Below are 19403 nucleotides of genomic sequence, written 5' to 3'. Positions count from 1 at the left end.
GGTCAGTAAACTCCGAACCTGATTAATTAAAAGCCTAAACCGAGTGTAAAACCACGCACGGTTGGGTTACCAGAAAGGGTTGTACCTGCCGTAGCTGCCCCCGTTGCCAGATTAATGGTGTACACGCGTGTGGTGCCGCCAACACGCAACAAGGCATACGCTGTACCACTGGTACCGCCAATATCGAATCCATTGGTACTCTCAACCTCCACACCCAGAGATCCTACGCTCACCAGCGTGCCATTGTTGGGAGGATTTTGCTGAAACAGAACAGCCCCACCCGAACGAACATCAATATCGTACAACACTGTCGAGGTGGCTCCGGCAAAATTATTTGTGTACGCGGCTGCTGACACATTGGGCGCACTACCCGGTGGTGAAAAAGCTAAAGCGCCATCGGTAGCCGCCAGGGCTCCATTCGTAGGGTCCAGACGCAGGTTTTGTCCCGTATTGCTCACCACCCGAATCCGATCGACGGTAGGGTTGAAATCGAACCCAAAATCCGTTCCCGACAGCGTAAATAAACCAGGATTACCAACCGTTGTAACACTCCAGGTAGCTGAAGCGGCCACGGCGATGGTATAGAGTCGGTTCGAGCTACCCAGTACATAGAGTTGTCCATTGACCGGGCGCGTATCGATACCCAGCAGGGTTTCGCCGGGTTGCAATCCAGAGAGCGTCTTCGAAGTAATAGTGGTTGCACTTTGTGGATTGAAGATCAACAGGTTATTCGACCCATCCAGCGCATAGGCAACTGGCTCAGTCGGAATAGCCAGGCCGATTACATTGTTCTGCAAATCCCCCAATTTCTGCAATCGACCCGTCGACAGATTAATTTGTTGTAGTTCCGACTTCCCATTGAACGTCACCGCTACTAATCCTTCGCCCGTTGGAGCAATATCGAATCCGGCTGCTCCGGTGATATCCAGCCCTAGTGGGCCTACATCGACCAGCGTACCGTTATTGGGCGGATTCTGAATATACAACCGATCCGTTGCCGGGTCAATATCGTAGAGGGTCGTTGTCGTAGCGCCCGCCCGGTTATTGGTATAGGCTACTTCAGAAATGGCCGCTCCTGGTACGCCATTGATCGGGCTATCTGTTGCGGCAATCATCCCTGTTTCCGGATTTAGCCGTAAATCAATGCCCGTGTTGGTCACCAACCGAATCCGATCGACGGTAGGATTAAAATCCAGACCCATAATGGTACCAATATCACTAGATGTAAACGGAGTCTCCGTCAGTGGGCGAGCAACACCCGACGTTGGATTAATGATAAACAGGCGCTTCATATTACTCACGCCATAGAGTTGACCAGTAGCCGGACGAAAATCGATCGATAGAATCCGTTCGCCCTGCGGTCCACCCATCGGGAAGGTAATCGGTACAAAGTTCGAAGGGGCCGATGGGGTTCTGACACTGACCCGCCAAAGCTGATTGGCATCTGTCAATACATAGATATTCACATCAGGCAATAAATTCAGATCGGGCACCATGCGGTGATCCTGACAAGCGTTGAGTGTTACCAGACCGATCATCGCCAGGAAACCAGCGAAATGTCTGAGTAGTTTTTTCTGATTCATAATCGTATGGTTAAAATGGCATTAAAAACAATCAATGCCTATACGACCAGAGATCGAAAACGGATTTACAAAAATTAAAATTTGATTAAAATTTTTAATCTGAATAAACAGCTATGCTGATACTTTACCAAGCTTTTCTGAGACTTATGTAGCTTCCGAACGAGTCGGGCAATAGCTCACCCCGGTCCAGTGCAACCAACGTTGTCAATACCGTTCGAGATCGTTTTCCGATAGGCCATTGCGCTCCTAAGCTGCTCGAAAACTGGTGAAGTACATCCAAAAAAGGCTGCTTATACGAGCCAAAATTCCGACTGTACGACACGCGTGCTGTTAAGGCAGGCCCATTTCGAAACCCACCCATTGCGCCTATATACCACATCACTACCCGGTTGTTCGGATAATACCCGTTTCCGGTATACGCGTTATTGACATCCGGCCTGAAATCGGTACGGGGAAGGATAAACGGCGTTCCCAGCGTACGCCCTTTATACGACCATCCCTGAATATACTGACTGTGGTTGAAGTAATTATCGGCTCCCTGCCAGCGTGCATATGGGTCGAAAATAGGGCCGCTCTGGTCAGTCGTCGTCAGCCATTCGAGCACAACCCGCTGAAATCGAAATGTCGTTTTTGTGGGTGAATGATTCAAAAAGCGCAGCCCGGTCAGCCCATCAGGCAGGTTTTTTAGGGCTAATCCCGACGCATCATCATACATATGCTGGTGGTATAGCAGCCAGTTAGACGCCTTACCCTTCCATTCCATCGCTACATCATAGCTACCGACGTGATTGCCCAGCCGATTGGTACCATCGAATTCCGTAAAACGGTCATTCTGAAGCGCATCAGGGTACTTGCCCGTCACCAGGGAGAGGTAATCCTGAAACGACGTAGACAAACTTCCATTCACCGCTAATGGTGTACCAATCAGGTAATCGGCATGGCCACCCCACTGCACCTGATGATTGAGGCCTGCATAGAATTGAAAGCGCCAATGTGGTTTTCCAAGACGTCCGTACAGGTATTTCTGATGCAGATAACTTCCTTGTATATACGTATTTACCAACCAGCCGTGTGCATAGCCAACCCGAAACGCCAACAGTTTTTTAGTAAAGCCGATGGGTACAAAATTGGGCGTATGCAACTGAATTTTGGGGAAAGGCTGTGCATTACCCGACCAGGCCACAAAACCTGATGTGAGGAGTGAGTCGCCCAGGCCAGCCACTTCCCGCCGATTACCACCAAACAGTTCGAACTGCCCAAATCGTAATTTAACAAAGGCATCGGGTAGTAGAATAGCCGGATTGTCGGACGTAGGTTGCGGCCCGGCATTTCCTACAGCATATACCCCAAAGCCCCAGTCGAAGCGGGATTTTCGCCGGGCTGTCGTATCCGGGCGCCGTTTATAATCGCGTAGTATACCCAACCGAAGCGTACTGAATGACCCGCGAACAGGCACTGTATTGTACTGGTTCGTTCGCAGCCAGAACGGATTCTGAGGGGCCGATGTATAGCTCCCTCCCACTTCTACTGAATACCGAATCATAGTGGTATCCCGGACCAGCTGCGCCCAGGTCGACGGCACACTAAACACCAATAAAACAGCAACCAGACAGTGCGTTCGCATAGCCATTTCCAACACTCATGACAACGGTTGACAAACATACAGTTATCCTTCCTAAATCGTTTATCAGCCGTACAATTATACATACGGTCGAAACATATTTGGCAGTTTTTAGATTATATGGGGATAACCTGTCAGAGAACATATGAACGAAACCGTTACGTTAAACAATGGTGTTGAAATGCCTTTGCTCGGACTCGGTGTGTATGCCCCAAGTCAGACGAATGAAGTACAGCAGGCTGTAGAATGGGCGCTCGAAGCCGGTTGTCGCCTGATCGATACGGCAGCCGCCTACGGAAACGAACGCGAAGTAGCGGATGCGATCCGAGCTAGCGGCATACCGAGAAGCGATATTTTTATCACCACCAAAGTATGGAACGACGACCAGGGCTATAACCGAACCCTACGTGCTTTCAACCGAAGCCTGGAACGCCTTCGCATCGACTCTGTTGATTTATACCTTGTCCATTGGCCCGTTAAAGCCCATCAGCATGACACCTGGCGAGCCCTCGAAAAAATTTACAGCGAAGGCCGAGCCCGCGCCATTGGTATTGCCAATCATTATCCAGCTCACATCGACGAATTACTGACTCAATCCACTATTACCCCGGCCCTTAATCAAATCGAATTGAGTCCCTATTGTTATGTTCCAGAAGTGCTAGACTATTGCCAGCAAAAGCAAATTCAGGTAGAAGGATACGCGCCGTTGGTTCGGGGTCAGAAAAAAGATGATCCGAGATTGATAACACTAGCCAAAAAATATAGCAAAAGTACCTTCCAGCTCCTGATTCGCTGGTCGTTGCAGCATGGTGCGGTTACCATTCCGAAATCCGTTAAACGGGAACGCATTCAGGAGAATTTCGATGTCTGGGATTTCACGATTTCCGATGACGATATGGCCCTGATGGATACCTTTTATGATAACACCCGCATAGCCGATGATCCCAGAACAATGCTTTAAGGAGCCACATTAGCGTATGGGTAATGGTTCCCGAATGACACATTCGATCGGGAAGTTCGCACGCAATTGATCGGCCAGTGCCTGTAACCCCCATTCTTCACTACGACGGTGCCCTACGGCAATGACGGCTATACCCGTTTCATCGACTGCTTGCTGACCCGGTTTTCGATAGGCCCCCGTCACATACAGGTGTGCCCCTCGTTCAGACGCTTCCCGAATCAGTGTGTTCGTCATTGCCCCTACTACGGCAACGCGTGAACTCATGGGCTGCCAGGTGGCCATACTATGCCCGGCTTCGGCCCGATCGTAGCCACCAAACAGTTCCTGAATGGTATCGAGCCACTCATCAAATTCCCGCTGTGCTACATCCACAAGCATACCCAATGGACGTTGAGGCAACACGTTCCCATTTTTGGCCGAATCCTGCTTATATCCTAGTGGTTTCACATCGCTTGTTGCTCCCAATTGGGTCGCGAGCTGCCGATTATACCCAATCGATAACGATTCATCGAATGGCAGGTGATGGGTCAAAACACCGAAATCGTTAGGGAGAGCCGTCAAATCAAGTTGCCAGGGACGATGTAACCAAAGAGCATCCAACTGATTTTCCAGCACCCAATCGGGCAGCTTTAAGAACGGTTCTAATGCCAAACCAATCCGATGGATAGGTCGGCTGGATGGGTAGTAAATCCCGCCCCGTTCGGTTTCGGGGTATCGGTCGAGGGCTAAGCTGGCTTGTAGAAACCGGTCTATATCAGCCAGATAAACGGGTGCACTGTGCATTCTTGCTTAACTACTAATTTAGCAAAATGTTGAATGATAGAATGATTGAATTGTTGAATGGCAATCGCAAGCAGTTTTAGTCAACAATTCAATCATTCTATCATTCAATCATTACCTTTCACCCGTTTACTCAGATGAATTTGGATTTACCGAAAATAAAGTTGTAGTTTTGCAGCCTAAACTGGCCTCCTCAATGCCAGTCGATCAAAGCCGATGAAGTTCCTCGCTTAAAAACCCACGTGGTTTTTTCTTCTTCTCTCTAGTGTTGCTGCTCACAGGAGCAGTCGATTTCATTTCCATTTCACTCATGTAGTGCCTGTAGCTATTCAGCTATGGTCTAGTCTTTTTGTTCAATGACCAAATACATTCGGTTGTTACTGGACGCATTGCGCGGTTCAGAAACCAATTTTACATCGGGTAGCATCAACCGGGCTATCTTTCTTTTATCGGTCCCGATGATTCTGGAAATGGTGATGGAGTCACTGTTTGCGGTCGTCGATGTGTTTTTTGTGGCGAAAATCGGGACGCAGGCAGTTGCCACCGTGGGATTAACGGAATCGGTACTCACCATTGTGTACTCCATTGCAATTGGCTTAAGCACAGCGGCTACAGCTATGGTATCCCGGCGAGTAGGTGAAGACAATCGGCGGGGAGCCGCTCAGGCAGTAGGCCAGGTCATTCTGGTTTCGCTGGTTATGGCGATCCTGATGGGCGTACCAGGCTTTATCTTTGCCGAAGATATTCTGCGGTTGATGGGTGGCGACGAGCAACTGATTGCCAACGGAGCGAATTTTACCCGGATGATTTTTGCCAGTTCGCCCGCCATCATGTTATTGTATACCCTAAGCGGTTGCCTACGGGGTGCAGGTGATGCGTCGATGGCCATGCGGTCGTTATGGATCGCCAACGGATTCAATATTATTCTGTGTCCAGTGCTTATTTTTGGCTGGGGGCCTTTTCCGGAATTGGGCGTTATGGGTTCGGCAGTAGCCACCACGGCAGGCCGTTCATTGGGTGTATTGTATCAATTATATGCCCTGACACGTCAGAAAGGCGGAATTCAGGTTCTTCGCTCCGATCTCACACCCGATATGGAAGTTATTCGGAACATCGTCAGTCTGGCTATAGGTGGCACGAGTCAGTTTCTGGTGGGATCGGCTAGCTGGATATTTCTGACCCGCATCCTGTCGACTTATGGCAGCGATGTAGTGGCTGGGTATACCATTGCCATCCGAATCATTATCTTCACGATTCTGCCTTCGTGGGGTATGGCCAATGCAGCCGCTACGCTGGTGGGACAGAATCTGGGGGCGGGCCAACCCGAACGGGCCGAAATTTCAGCCTGGCGAGCTGCGTTCTGCAATATGATCTTTCTGGCTACGGTTGGCATAGGCTTTTTTCTAGGTGCAGCCGAAGTCGTAAGTCTGTTTGATAACAATACCAACGTGGTTGATATTGCCGTTCAGTGCCTGCGCGTATTTTGCCTGGGATACCTGTTTATGGCGTATGGCATGGTGTTAAGTCAATCGCTCAATGGCGCTGGCGATACCCGTACACCAACGATCATAAATATTGTATGCTTCTGGCTAATTGAAATTCCGCTGGCCTATACACTCGCCCATGTCTTCAACTGGGGTCCTCCCGGCGTATTCTGGTCGGTGGCCATCAGCGAAACGTTATTAGCCGTTATTGCCATTCTGGTGTTCCGTCGAGGGCGCTGGAAAACCGTTCAGGTATAATGAAAACCAAGTCGTTATGCCTGTTTTTACCGAAACTTTTACCCCTAAGGGGCCGTTCTAGTTATGTATGATGTATGATACAGGCAGTATGCTTAACTCCGTCCATACGGCCTGCATCATACATCCTATAACCTCCATTTTTTTATATGATTGAAACACACAAACAACCTGAAACCGCTGTATTGGTCGCGCTGATTACGCAAAAGCAGACAGCCGATCAAACCAAGGAATATCTGGACGAATTAGCATTTCTGGCAGAAACATCGGGGGTTGAAACGATAAAAGCATTCACCCAGAAGCTCGATCGGCCCGATACCCGCACGTTTGTCGGCAAAGGAAAGCTGGAAGAGATTCAGACCTTTATCATCGACAACCCCGTCGATTCCATCATTTTTGATGACGATCTGACACCAGCCCAGGTACGTAACCTGGAAGCTGAGTTCAAGGACATCAAAGTACTGGACCGGAGTCTGCTGATTCTGAACATATTCTCGATGCGTGCGCAAACGGCTCAGTCCCGCGTACAGGTCGAACTGGCCCAGTATCAATACCTTTATCCACGGTTAACCCGCATGTGGACGCACTTGAGCCGCCAGAAAGGGGGAACCGGGATGCGTGGACCAGGTGAAAAAGAGTTGGAAACTGACCGCCGGATTGTAAAAGATCGGATTGCGTTCCTGAAAGAAAAACTCGCCAAAATCGACAAACAAAGCGTAACGCGCCGGAAAGAGCGTGATCGACTGGTGCGGGTCGCGCTGGTGGGTTATACTAACGTAGGAAAATCGACACTGATGCGTACGATGGCAAAAACCGATGTATTTGCTGAAAACAAGCTGTTTGCAACGGTCGATTCGACGGTTCGGAAAGTAACCCTAGGCAACATTCCATTTTTGCTGACCGACACGGTTGGATTCATCCGTAAACTGCCGACCACGCTGATCGAGTCGTTCAAATCGACGCTTGATGAAGTTCGGGAAGCTGATATTCTGCTGCATGTAGTCGATGTATCGCATCCTAATTTTGAAGAGCAAATCGAGGTGGTCAATTCGACCCTGGCCGACATTAAAGCTGCCGATAAACCGATGGTGCTGGTCTTCAACAAAATGGATCAGTTTGTTCCGAAAGACGAATGGACGGGCCAGCTTGATCAGGATGATGACGATTCGCACGAAGAAGTGGCCATCCCGGTAGCCGTACGACGAAAAACAGCGCTGGAATATCTGAAGAAAACGTACCTGACCCAGAAAGCCGATTATGTTGCTTTTATTTCGGCGCAAACAGGCGAAAATGTGGGCGAGTTACGTGAGTTACTCTACGACCTGGTGAAAGAGAAGCACTACCAGATTTATCCAAACTGGTTGCATGTCCCACTCTCAGAATCAGCCGAATACGGCGATGGTTTGGCAGGCTGATGGTTTTTCGACAACTTTGCGTGATTACACTTCACCCCATCCCCTCTCCTGCCAGGAGAGGGGCTACTTTTGGTCCTGTAGTTCAACGGATAGAATAAGCGTTTCCTAAACGTTTGATACGGGTTCGATTCCCGTCGGGACTACGAAAAGCCCGTTTCTGATCCAGAAACGGGCTTTTTATATGGTAAGGTTAATTGCTTGATGTTACCATCCCATAATTTAGCGATTTCTCTCGACGGTCGAATCAATACCGAATCCACTGATAGATAACCATCAAAAGAAACTTGGTGCCACTTTATTTATACATATGTGAAAAATCTATTCTCAGAACAAGCATAGACTCTTTTTACCAGGAACATATTACCTAATCCAATAAGTACTATTACTTAAAATTATTTTAAATAAAAATTTATCATATACTACTACATCAAAGTAAGTAGTATCTGTTTTGTAGCGAGGTAAAGGGATAAAGGAAATAGCTAAAAATTACAAAATGCTGACCATTAATGGATTAATAAATAAACTAGGTTTAGGCTAACCATTTGCTCAAAAACTGGCTACTAGCTAAAACTTTTTAAAAATGGGGGAGTTTACAAACTGTTCAGCCTATAAAATTAGTCATTTGTACTAAGATCCATACTACATATTGTAGTCTTCATTACTTTATTACTAACTGATGAATCGTTTTATCACTGCCAACAGCCAGGCAACCCTTACTTGGGAGCGAGCCTTGCCTACGATCCATGATCGACAGAGACGTTCAATAAACCTGATTTGCTCCGGCCAATCTCTTTTTGCATACTACCCAAGTACGTTCCGAGCCCAACGCTCCTTCCCATCTCCTCAGCGTTCGAAACATCGCTCGCTCTCCAGGCTAACGGCCCATTTTACCACTGCCTATGCCACGCCCGTTCCTTACGGCCCATTGATTCTATAGGCGGCTTCTGTCATTCTCCTTTTGCAAATCTACGTCTGTTGAAACGGTAGGGACTTTTCCTTGAAGTCTTTCATCGAGTCAATCAGCATGCGTTCAGTATTGTCCATTGATGCAATTCGTTGGGATCAGTTTCTATGTCATTCAGAAATTGCTTAGCCCACTTTGCTATTAACCACTCACGCTATGATTTCTTCTGCTGACCAGATTACCCATTCTATTAAAATTCCGGGTTATTCAGAACCTGTTCTGCTAAACACGATTGTTCGCTTGCAGGGCGAAAGCAATTATACCTGGCTTCACCTTCAGGCTTCTAAAAGACCAATGTTGATCGCCAAAAATCTCAAATGGTTTGAAGAGATGCTACCAGATTTTGTGCGGGTTCATAAATCGGATTTGATCAACCCCAGTTTTGTTCAAAAGTATGATTATGCCAACGCAACCACGCTGGAAGTGAGTCTGCCTAACCAACAGACTATTCGAGTATCTCGCCGTCGAATTGATCCAGTCTTGCTGAAACTAAGGCATCACCGATCTAGTCTGCACTAACCTATAATGTATAATCATAAATTAACCATATCATGAGACAGTCCTTGTTGATGATGAGTAGTGTGCTGGCCAGCCTACTCGGTTTTATGGGTTACTGCTGGTTGCTGATCGACTGGTACCAGGACATGAAGTATGGACACTATGAGCGCGAACCTCTGGAAACGATTGTGGAATCGGGGGTCATCATTGCCTATTGTTATGTTGCCTTTCGATTTATCCAGCCTAAAGTAAAGAATATACAAGCATCTGCCAATCCAGCGGAAGATGACTTATCCACAAGGACTAAGAGTTCATCAACAGGCTGGTTAGGCAGGCTAATGATGCCCAGCACGCGTGCCAGGTTTGAGGGCGAAGCAGATCTGGGCAGCCGCCCCTACCAATCTAAGTAGCCGTCCATCAGTGGGACACTTACTCTCTCTTTCCATTTTCACCATTCACGTTTCAGTTGGCGCTGAAGACTTTTCAGCGCCAACTCTTTTCCGATTGCTACTCTCGTTATAGCTACACCTTTTATGTATGCTCTGCTTTAGGTACTCTTTTTCAGTCCCCATCTAACCAGTCGGTCTCAGGGAAGGCAAAAAATCCGTTATCGGACTGAAGTCGGTTTTTATGCGGCCTCCTCCACAACTCACTCTTTCTAGCTACAGGCTGCGTAATAACTATTTTGAAAGACGTAACCGCCCGCTCCTCCATTGCAACCGATATAGGCGATTTGTAAACCAATTCAATGGGTTTTAGTTGGGCATTCGAATAGATGGCTATTCGCAGCCTAAACAAAAATGAGTAATTCTAATCAAGCAAAATCAATAAAAACCCTATCGCAATATTGCGATTAATATTTTTACTAGTACCTTTGTGCTATGGGAGTTACGAAAACGGAAATTTTCACTGAACAACAAAATCGGATGGCCGATTTGGCTAAAGCGTTTGCTCATCCGGCACGGGTAGCCATCCTGCAACTACTGGCGCAAAGGAAGGCCTGTGTCTGTGGCGATTTAGTAGATGAACTGTCATTGGCCCAGGCAACTGTTTCGCAACACTTGAAGGAATTGAAACGCATTGGCATCATTCAGGGAGAAATCAACCCACCCCGTGTCTGCTACTGCATCAACGAAACCGTATGGGAAGAAGCCCGGCAAGCCTTTGGGGCACTGTTGGATACGTTTGTAGTAGCTGCTACCTGCTGTTAAGTCAGTGGCTATTTTTTTGGCCATATCAATCGTAATATTACATTAAACCGATAGATTAATCATGGAAACTACTGAGCAAATTAAAGAGGTCGTGCGCCAGAAATATGGTGCCATTGCCGAACAGCCTGAATCGGATGGCTGCGGCTGCGGACCTACCTCCTGCTGCGACCAATCCAGGCCGGGACTTAAGCTTGAAGCAAATGTGCCGATCATGATGGCGCAGGACTACAAGGAATTGGCGGGCTATGTTGCCGATGCTGACTTAGGTTTAGGTTGCGGTTTACCCACTCAGTTTGCCCACATCAAGTCCGGCGACACAGTCGTAGATTTAGGTTCTGGGGCAGGTAATGACTGCTTCGTAGCTCGTGCCGAAACCGGCGAAACCGGTCGGGTCATTGGCCTGGATATGACCCCAGCGATGATTGACCGAGCTCGTAAAAATGCGAAAACCCGGGGCTATACCAATGTTGAGTTTGTCTATGGTGATATTGAAGATATGCCCTTGCCCGACAACCTGGCCGATGTAGTGGTTAGTAACTGCGTCATGAATCTGGTTCCTGATAAGCAAAAAGCCTTTGCCGAAACCTTCCGTATTTTAAAGCCCGGTGGTCATTTCAGTATTTCCGATATTGTGCTGAACGGTGATTTGCCGCAGGGCTTACAGCACGATGCCGAACTGTATGTAGGCTGTGTATCCGGTGCTATCCAGAAAGATGCCTATCTGCAACTTATCAGAGACAACGGTTTCACTACCATTCAGATACAGAAAGAGCGGGAGATTCATTTGCCCGATTCTGTACTACGAAATTACCTGACCGAGGCAGAAATCACTAACTACCGTCAGCAGGAGCGTGGCATTTATAGCATTACTGTTTTTGCCCGCAAGCCCGTTCGCCTGACAGACAGTAAACCAGCGGCTACCGCTTGCTGTGGACCTAATTGCTGTAACTAATCCTAAAACCAAACTGATTTATAATGAAACGTATCCTCGTACTCTGTACAGGTAATTCGGCCCGCTCACAAATGGCGGAAGGCTATTTGCGATTCTTTGCCGATCAGTCGGAACACACTGAGCGAGCCGACGTTTATAGCGCGGGTGTAGCTCCTCACGGCGTAAATCCCCTCTCCATTCAGGTCATGGCTGAAGATGGCGTCGGTATTTCTCATCACACTTCCAACCATGTCGATGAGTACCTAGCTATTCCCTTCGATTATGTGATTACGGTATGCGACAATGCCCGCGAGCAATGTCCGCTCTTCCCGTCGAGCGCAGAAACGATTCACCACAGCTTTCCCGATCCGGGCCACCAGCCGGGTGTTGATACCCTGACGTCATTCCGTCAGGTTCGCGACCAGATTAAAGTTTTCGCCAAAGAATTCATCGAAACCAAGTTAGCCCATCACTAACTCATCCATCATGGCCATTCATATTGACACCGCTCAGCTCGACGATCAGGCAGCCGTTGAGAGCCTTTTAGCGCAAAGCGATCTACCCACTCAGGACTTACCCACAGGTCTACCCAATTTTTTCATTGCCAAAGAGGGCGAAACGCTGGTCGGCGTAGCCGGGCTGGAATCCTTTGGCTCGGTTGGTTTGTTACGTTCGGTTGCAGTTGATCCAACCTATCAGGGTAAAGGCATTGCAGCTCGGCTGATTGATCGCTTAGTAGATATCGCCAAGGCAGCCACTCTGTATTCGGCGTCAATTCGGGGGCTGCTTTTGCGGCTGTCATTGGTCCACTTATCGAAGTGCCAGTGCTGATATTGCTAGTCAATTTTGCCTTAAAGCAGCAAAATCGCTTCAGCACTCCTGCTTGAGAAGGCCAGCCTGCTAACGAATAGTAACTCAAGACCAGTGGATCGCCACATTCAACAGGAAGCTCCAAAGGCTGGCAATAATAAGAAGATTGATTAGGCCAGATGAATGGGTACAGGCCTTCCGAAGCCTTCACGTAAGGCAACACGGGCAGCATGATAGCCACACATGCCGTGTACGCCCCCGCCGGGCGGTGTGGATGACGAACAGATAAACATGCCGGGAGCCGATGTTTTGTAGGGCGATAAGGTTATGACCGGACGCGTATACAACTGCCCGATGTCGATAATACCACCGTTGATGTCGCCCCCAATGTAATTAGGGTTATAGGCTTCCATCTGTACGGTATTCATGGTGTGGCGGGCCAGAATCCTGTCGCGAAACCCCGGCGCAAACCGTTCGACCTGTTTCTCGATGGCCTCGGTCCGGTCAACGGTCGAGCCGTTTGGCACATGACAATATGCCCAGGCCGTATGCTTCCCGGCTGGGGCTCGGCTGGGATCGAACAGACTTTGCTGAGCCAGCAGGATAAATGGCCGATCAGGGTGGCTTCCATCAGAGGTTTCCTGCTCGGCCTGCGCTATCTCTTCGAACGTACCGCCAATGTGTATTGTACCCGCCTGCCGGCATTCGGGAGCGGTAAACGGAATTGGTCCATCCAGTGCCCAGTCGATCTTAAAAACACCCATGCCATAGCGGTACTGTTCCAATTGCCGACGATACAGGGACGATAAGCGATCTCCGGCAATGGAAAGCAGTTGCTTCGGTGTCAGATCGAACAGAACCACCCGCGTCGATGGAATATCGTTCATCGAGCGCACCAACCGCCCCGTCTCGATCCGACCTCCCAACGATTGAAAATAGGAGGCTAGTGCATTGGCTATCGTCTGTGAACCACCTTTGGGGATGGGCCAATTGTATAGGTGCCCGGCTGTAGTCATCACCAGGGCAATGGCCGATGTGGTTAGATTGCTCAGGGGCTGAATGGAATGAGCGGCCATACCAGCCAGTAATCCACGGGCTTCTTTGGTTTTGAACCGTTTGACCAATTGCGTAACGGGCAGCAGGGCATCCAGGCCAAAGCTAGCCAGATCGATAGGATGTTTTGGAAAACGCAAAGGCCCTAATACATCTGGTGCCAAACCCGGCCAGTGTCGAACAAGCGGTTCAAATAATTTCCGGTATGTTTCCTGGTCAGCGCCGAGCGATTGGGCCGTTTCTGTCAATGAATACCGAAGGGCTGCTGCCGTGCCATCGTCAAACGGATGGGCGGCTGCCACTGGGGGATTGATGAATTCCAGCCCATGTTCGGCCAACGGCAATTGCTGAAACAAAGGCGAACCTACGGCCAGCGGGTGAATGGCAGAACAAACGTCATGCACAAAACCGGGCAGGGTCAGTTCGGCCGAGCGCGTTCCTCCGCCAATGGTTTCCTTGGCTTCCAGCACCAGCACCGATAGCCCGGCCCGTTGCAGCGTAATGGCCGCACTAAGCCCATTGGGACCCGACCCTACGACTACGGCATCTACCTCGGTTTTCGCCATTTGCTTATTGTTTTAAATACATTCGTTTACTGTTTAGTAGGGTCAGATTCAAGAATCTGACCCTACTAAACAGTAAAATTCACCTTTCGGGTCGGTTCAGTACGCGCCCATCGGATTTGATTTGCCAGGCCGTGATGGGGTTAAAATGGTAGCCGCCATCCGAGCCCCTCGCTTCGATCAGTTGGGTAAACGTCGGCTGAATATAACCCGTTTCGTCGGTAACCCGGCTCATAATCTCGGTTTCAACGCCATTCCAGTACCACAGATAACGGAATCCGGTATGCGCTTTATCCAGGATCGGGTCCTGAAGGATGGCCAGTTGCCAGTTTTTGCCAAAATCGGTACTCACCTCTACACGCACGACTTTCCCCCGGCCGCTCCAGGCAATGCCCCGAATGTCGATCCAGCCTTTTTCAACCGTTTTCGGATAAGCCGGAAAGGTGATAATCGAGCGCGCATCCATGTCGAAGCTAAACTGCCGGATTTTACCGCCTTTGATGCTTTCGGTATATTTCGAAGTTTCTTCCCGTGTATGCCAGGGTGCATCGCCAAGCTCGATGCGTCGGAGCCATTTCACATTCGTATTACCTTCCCAACCTGGCAGAAACAACCGAACCGGATAGCCCTGTTCGGGTCGTAAGGCTTCGCCATTTTGGGCGTAGGCAATAATCGCATCATCCCAGCCTTTTTTGACGGGGATACTCCGGGTCATTACGGCCGCATCGCCCCCTTCGGCCAAAAACCAGCTTGCACTCGGCTTCACCCCGACTTCCCGAAACAGCGTAGCGAGTTTTACGCCCGTCCATTCGCTCTGACTCGTCAGGCCACAAATATCCTGCGGACTCATGGTTTCTTTACCTGTCCGAAAATTCCCCGAGCATTCCAGAAACGCAATCCGCGATACGGAAGGAAATCGTTTCAGATCGGCGATAGTAAACACCAGTGGCTTATCGACCAGCCCGTGAATCAGCAGCTCATGCCTGGCCGGATCAATAATCGGAATACCCGCATGATGGCGCTCGAAGTGTAGATCGGATGGGGTGATGATGCCGTAAAAATCCTGAAGGGGCGACCGCGATGAAATATCCGACGGTTTCTTGACAAGCTTTTCAAACGACGACCGCGTACCGACCTCGCCCGCCAGGGGACCTACACGCTTCGTCGGATCATCGGGTAGCAGTTCGGCAATAGATACACTTTCCTGAACAGTTTTTCCCTGCGCAGTCTGGACAATAGCCACAGCCGCCGTAGCGGTTCCGCCCAGCATGGCTCGTCGGGAAAGCTTCGTCGTCAGTTGATTGAGTCGAAGGATTTTCTTCATAGTACATACTTTAAACTAAACCGCTAGGGCGCAAAGACGCAACGAATAATCATCGGTTTTTAAAACTTTGCACCTTCGCGTCTTGGCGGCTTAATTCAATAACATCACTTTATCTCCGGTCCACCTTTCCGATCATCGGGGATGAATAGCGGTTGGGCTGGCATCTTCACGTTAGGAAGCGTTTGGGCATTGATTACGGTTTTTTCGTCGATAATACCGTTAGCAGTCAGCAAATAGGCAGTCAGGCTATACACCTCCTCGTTAGTGAGTGAACCCGGTTCGCTGAACGGCATGGCCCGCCGGATGTAATCGAATACGGTGGTGGCATACGGCCAATAATTGCCAACGGTTTTCTCCGGTCGTTTTTTCGTTCCTTCGGAAGCCGTTGTCACCAGCGATCCGTTTGGTCCACCAATTCCCCCTACACCGTGGCAGGCTGCGCATTTCTGAGCGAAAATCAACTTACCCACGGCTGGTTTCCCTTCGCCTGGGGGTAAGCCTTTCCCATCGGGCCGTACATCAATATCGAGCCGGGCAATTTCGGTCGAAGTCGCGGCCCGGCCAATGCCAAACGTAGCTGGAAATGTATCTCGAACAACTACAGGTGTTTTATCATATAACCAGCCCTGGCCTTCTGAATCAGGCAAAAAACTCACCCAAAACGTAACGATTGCAGATAACCACAGCAGGGTACTGTTTAGACTTTCCATAATGGTTTTTTTTGTCATCCCGAGGAACGAGGGATCTCAAGCGTCAGGATATTCGGGATCCCTCGTTCCTCGGGATGACAAAAAACTATCGAAACAAAAACTTAAACAACTTATCCGTTAATAACTCCCGGCTTTGAGGGTACTTTCGGATAAGGCGTATGGCCGCTGAACCCGATCAAGCACCACATAAATGGAATCTTTTTTCTCGTTAATACCCTGTAATATAACCCGTTGACCACCATTTTGCGCGGTATAGCTCAGAATCATCCGGTTTCGTTTTGTGGGTCGATTTTCGGCTTCAATCCCTTTGGTCCGACGAGTAGAGCGGGCAAGCGGATTAATTTTGGGGTCTTCCGTACCGATAATTGCCAGCGCTTCTTTCGGAATCCAGTTATCAGCCTCTTGCTTGTCTTCTTTTCGACGCTCTCTTCTCGACCGGGCTTTGGCTCCTTCGGCTGAACCACCCAAATCACGGTTATTGCCCAGAAACTCCCGGTTTTCCTGGTTACGCGCTCCCCGGTTCTTATCCTGCAAATACAGCACATGATGTACCGTATCTGCTTCGTAATAGAACACCCGCTGGCCACCTGCCACGCCCGTCAGTTCAAACGTCCGGTTAATGTCGCGCATGGGAGCTCCCCCACCGTTCGACAGGTCCAGTTCAACAGGTTTGTTCACTTTGAAGGTCAGCGTTGTCCAGTTTTCGAACGTAGCCTGTTGCCAGCGAAGCGAGTCGAGGGGTGAGTAAGGCAGTTCGGCCCCGTTTAGTTTAAACTGCGTCACGTTATAATTACCGCGTAGCTCGTTCAACCCTTTCTGAGCCGGTTGTTTGTAGGGATCGTACCGGAAATTGACATACTGAAGCCAGAACAACAATACCAGAAACAGCCCTATCGTGATCGTTTTCAGGCCAATACGCGCATATTGCTGCCAGCCGACAAACACGGGAGCAAAGTAATGAGGAATGGTTAATTGCTCCCGAATCAGCAGATTATACAGGTCTTTGATGTAGTAGATCAACAAAAAGCCCGACAGCAATACGAAATATGAGCTATAGCCATGCACCCCGCCATCGTAGGCAAAATTGACGTAAACAATATCGGCCAGTGCCCCAAACAGCAGGACACTACCCCAGAACGTGGTGGCCCGGAAGAATAGTAACGCACCGGCCAGAACCTCCACCACACCCGTAAATACTTCGTACCAGGGCACAATACCAATGGATAACCAGTAGATTTTCTGAGCCGTCAGATCCCCGAAATTCGTATTCAACACCCCCAGCGATGGATAGGGCAACTGCGTTGGCATAAGCTTGGTAAACCCAAAACCAATGATCCCAATACCAGCCCGATACCGTACCACCACTCGTAGCCAGTAATAGAGTAGGTTATAGTTGATAATCTGTCGATTCCGAACAACAGCCGTCCAGATCAACCCAACCACCGTAGCAAAGATGAGTGTGATAATCCAGGGGGCGTAGCCGTTTAGCGTACTGCCAAATAGCTTGTTACCAAACAAGGTCAGCCCGGAGCCGAAACGGGCAATGTCGTACAAATCGCGGTAATGCAGATGCAGCCAGTCGAACGAGACGAGTTCCTTGTACCAATCGATACTATTGGGCAGCGACATGCTGATGAAAAACACAAACGCAATGCGGAACAGAATCTTCTGGCTTTCGGTCCAGGCCGTATCTGGGTCAGCCTGAACGGATTGGCGGTCAACGGATGGTTTACCGCCGGTAACGTTTGAGTCAGACGACGGCGAAGCGATTAATTCTTCTGGCGTAATTAGGCCTAAATCAGCACGTTCGGGAGTTATATTGTGAGTTGCCATGATTCAGAAGGAGGTTAGAGTTTGAGCGATCCCCGCCGACCCGCTTTGGCAGCCTCGTCGATCAGGTATTTTTTATTCAGCTTGTCCAATACCGCATACACGGAGTCCTGCTTTTCATCGACACCCGCCAGCACAATACGGCCATCACCAGCTTTAGTATAGCTCAGTTGCAGGGTTTCGTTAGGGTAATGCGGATTCGCATTTTTAAGCGTCAGTAGTCGGCCAGTTGGGTCAACGGTGTAGCGATAATAGTGCCGTCCCTGCGAGCCTGCATATTCATAATCGCGCCCGGCATCTGTGGCCGACAGTTGCTCGGTATTATCATTCACCAGGTCAACGGGTCGGTTCGATTTAATACTAATGGTGTTCCAGGTTTCAAAAACCAAATCCTGCCAGCGAATGGGGTCTGTTTTCGAATACGGCAGCGTTTTACCAGCCAGCTTAAACTCACTGACATTGTAAATACCGGCTGCTCCGGTTAATCCGGGCGTTTTCGGAAAACGGACAGAACCCTGCCGATAGGTCGTGTACGTTGTGAAACCATAGAGCAATACAGTTAGCCCGATAAATGCCCCTTTCAACGACAGCCGACCGTATTGTTGCCATTGCTCACGCCATATCGGATGAAACCGATTGGGCACGGCCGCCACTTCGAGCGAAACCAGCCGAAACAACCGAACTGCATCGAAGGCAAACAGAACCAGTCCGAAGGAAATCAGCAGGCCACTATATACGTACTCACCCCCTTCATAAGCCAGGTTGGAGAAGAACACGTTGCCTAAAAACGGCAGCAGAATCAGCGTACCGATAGTCGACGTTTTCCGATGCAGCAACAGCAAGCCACCCACCAATTCGACCAGACCCAGAAACGACTCATAGGAGGGCACAATCCCCAGCGACAATGAGAAAAGTTTCCAGGCTGTATGATCGCCATAGGCCGTGTTCAGATTACTGATCGACGGGAAGGGTGCCTGCAACGGGAAGAGTTTGATAAATCCATACGCAATCACACCCAGTGCCAGTCGATACCGCAATACGACCCGCAGCCAATAAAACAAGGCATCGTAATTCGCTTTTCGATCATCGCGTTGCGACCAGACAACCGCACCAATCAGAGCCACAAGGGCAACGATACCCCAGTTAGCAAAACTATCTTCAGTACCCACAAAGCGGGGGGCATAATGCGACAGATTGAACAGGTAGCGCGTGTACCCGCCATCGAACGAAACCAGATTTCGGAAAAACTGCGGATCGAGTGGCAGAATCTGGATTAGGAAATAGAGGAATATGAACCGGAAGAGGCCTTTTTCGGCCGATGTCCAGCCACTGTCGGTTGGTAACTCGGCCTGTTGGTAGGTTTGCGGACTAGCAAACGTAGTATCAGAATAAGGCATAGTTAAGGAGTTT

17 protein-coding genes, 1 tRNA gene and 2 pseudogenes are annotated in these 19403 nt (G+C 49.3%); 12 read left to right on the top strand and 8 right to left on the bottom strand.

Annotation, left to right across the window (positions count from 1 at the left end; all coding sequences use genetic code 11):
• Positions 1-26 precede the first annotated feature (26 nt).
• On the bottom strand, positions 27-1583 hold the full coding sequence (locus B5M13_RS02530; RefSeq protein WP_080054151.1) for a DUF4394 domain-containing protein: 1557 nt from the start codon (positions 1581-1583) through the stop codon (positions 27-29).
• Positions 1584-1707: 124 nt separating this feature from the next.
• Entirely contained in the window at positions 1708-3207 is a 1500-nt protein-coding gene (locus B5M13_RS02525) for a capsule assembly Wzi family protein (protein ID WP_080059768.1), read from the bottom strand.
• 142 nt (positions 3208-3349) lie between these two features.
• Here B5M13_RS02525 and B5M13_RS02520 point away from each other — a divergent pair, with 142 nt between their 5' ends.
• On the top strand, positions 3350-4165 hold the full coding sequence (locus tag B5M13_RS02520; RefSeq protein WP_080054150.1) for an aldo/keto reductase: 816 nt from the start codon (positions 3350-3352) through the stop codon (positions 4163-4165).
• 9 nt (positions 4166-4174) lie between these two features.
• Here B5M13_RS02520 and B5M13_RS02515 read toward each other — a convergent pair whose 3' ends face one another.
• Positions 4175-4948, bottom strand: coding sequence for a Nif3-like dinuclear metal center hexameric protein (locus B5M13_RS02515; RefSeq protein ID WP_080054149.1), 774 nt, complete (start codon positions 4946-4948; stop codon positions 4175-4177).
• Between the two features lie 353 nt (positions 4949-5301).
• Between B5M13_RS02515 and B5M13_RS02510 the strand changes: the two genes are divergently transcribed.
• From B5M13_RS02510 to B5M13_RS33930, 11 genes and pseudogenes are all read left to right on the top strand, one after another.
• Entirely contained in the window at positions 5302-6687 is a 1386-nt protein-coding gene (locus B5M13_RS02510; protein WP_080054148.1) for an MATE family efflux transporter, read from the top strand.
• A 146-nt stretch (positions 6688-6833) separates the two neighbouring features.
• Entirely contained in the window at positions 6834-8099 is a 1266-nt protein-coding gene (gene hflX / locus B5M13_RS02505) for a GTPase HflX (protein ID WP_080054147.1), read from the top strand.
• Positions 8100-8170: 71 nt separating this feature from the next.
• A tRNA-Arg gene (locus B5M13_RS02500) sits at positions 8171-8242 on the top strand.
• A gap of 533 nt (positions 8243-8775) precedes the next feature.
• On the top strand, positions 8776-9036 hold the full coding sequence (locus B5M13_RS33235; RefSeq protein WP_155297167.1) for a hypothetical protein: 261 nt from the start codon (positions 8776-8778) through the stop codon (positions 9034-9036).
• Between the two features lie 183 nt (positions 9037-9219).
• Positions 9220-9582, top strand: coding sequence for a LytR/AlgR family response regulator transcription factor (locus B5M13_RS02495; protein ID WP_080054146.1), 363 nt, complete (start codon positions 9220-9222; stop codon positions 9580-9582).
• A 32-nt stretch (positions 9583-9614) separates the two neighbouring features.
• Positions 9615-9971: a hypothetical protein gene (locus tag B5M13_RS02490; RefSeq protein ID WP_155297166.1), complete on the top strand. Its 357-nt coding sequence runs from the start codon at positions 9615-9617 to the stop codon at positions 9969-9971.
• 471 nt (positions 9972-10442) lie between these two features.
• Positions 10443-10772 (top strand): ArsR/SmtB family transcription factor, encoded by a 330-nt coding sequence (locus tag B5M13_RS02485; RefSeq protein WP_080054144.1) that lies wholly within the window; start codon positions 10443-10445, stop codon positions 10770-10772.
• 61 nt (positions 10773-10833) lie between these two features.
• Entirely contained in the window at positions 10834-11724 is an 891-nt protein-coding gene (locus tag B5M13_RS02480) for an arsenite methyltransferase (protein WP_080054143.1), read from the top strand.
• Positions 11725-11747: 23 nt separating this feature from the next.
• Positions 11748-12179, top strand: coding sequence for an arsenate reductase ArsC (locus tag B5M13_RS02475; protein WP_080054142.1), 432 nt, complete (start codon positions 11748-11750; stop codon positions 12177-12179).
• Positions 12180-12189: 10 nt separating this feature from the next.
• Positions 12190-12399: pseudogene (locus B5M13_RS33935) on the top strand (arsenic resistance N-acetyltransferase ArsN2); the annotation flags it as partial.
• Positions 12400-12461: 62 nt separating this feature from the next.
• Positions 12462-12590, top strand: a pseudogene (locus tag B5M13_RS33930) (arsenical-resistance protein); the annotation flags it as partial.
• 93 nt (positions 12591-12683) lie between these two features.
• Here B5M13_RS33930 and B5M13_RS02465 read toward each other — a convergent pair.
• The 5 genes from B5M13_RS02465 to B5M13_RS02445 all read right to left on the bottom strand — a co-directional run bounded on the left by B5M13_RS02465 (position 12684) and on the right by B5M13_RS02445 (position 19390).
• Positions 12684-14132 (bottom strand): phytoene desaturase family protein, encoded by a 1449-nt coding sequence (locus B5M13_RS02465; protein ID WP_080054140.1) that lies wholly within the window; start codon positions 14130-14132, stop codon positions 12684-12686.
• Between the two features lie 79 nt (positions 14133-14211).
• Positions 14212-15453: a sulfite dehydrogenase gene (gene soxC / locus B5M13_RS02460; protein WP_080054139.1), complete on the bottom strand. Its 1242-nt coding sequence runs from the start codon at positions 15451-15453 to the stop codon at positions 14212-14214.
• A 104-nt stretch (positions 15454-15557) separates the two neighbouring features.
• On the bottom strand, positions 15558-16163 hold the full coding sequence (locus B5M13_RS02455; RefSeq protein ID WP_080054138.1) for a c-type cytochrome: 606 nt from the start codon (positions 16161-16163) through the stop codon (positions 15558-15560).
• Between the two features lie 117 nt (positions 16164-16280).
• The gene (locus tag B5M13_RS02450) at positions 16281-17996 is read right to left on the bottom strand and encodes a hypothetical protein (protein ID WP_080054137.1); all 1716 of its coding nucleotides are present in this window, start codon (positions 17994-17996) and stop codon (positions 16281-16283) included.
• Positions 17997-18010: 14 nt separating this feature from the next.
• On the bottom strand, positions 18011-19390 hold the full coding sequence (locus B5M13_RS02445) for a hypothetical protein (protein ID WP_080054136.1): 1380 nt from the start codon (positions 19388-19390) through the stop codon (positions 18011-18013).
• Positions 19391-19403: the final 13 nt, after the last annotated feature.

This window comes from Spirosoma aerolatum (assembly GCF_002056795.1).
Taxonomy (GTDB): Bacteria; Bacteroidota; Bacteroidia; order Cytophagales; family Spirosomataceae; genus Spirosoma; species Spirosoma aerolatum.
The sequence above is the reverse complement of the archived record's forward strand: the minus strand, read 5'-3'. Positions and strand labels throughout refer to the sequence as shown.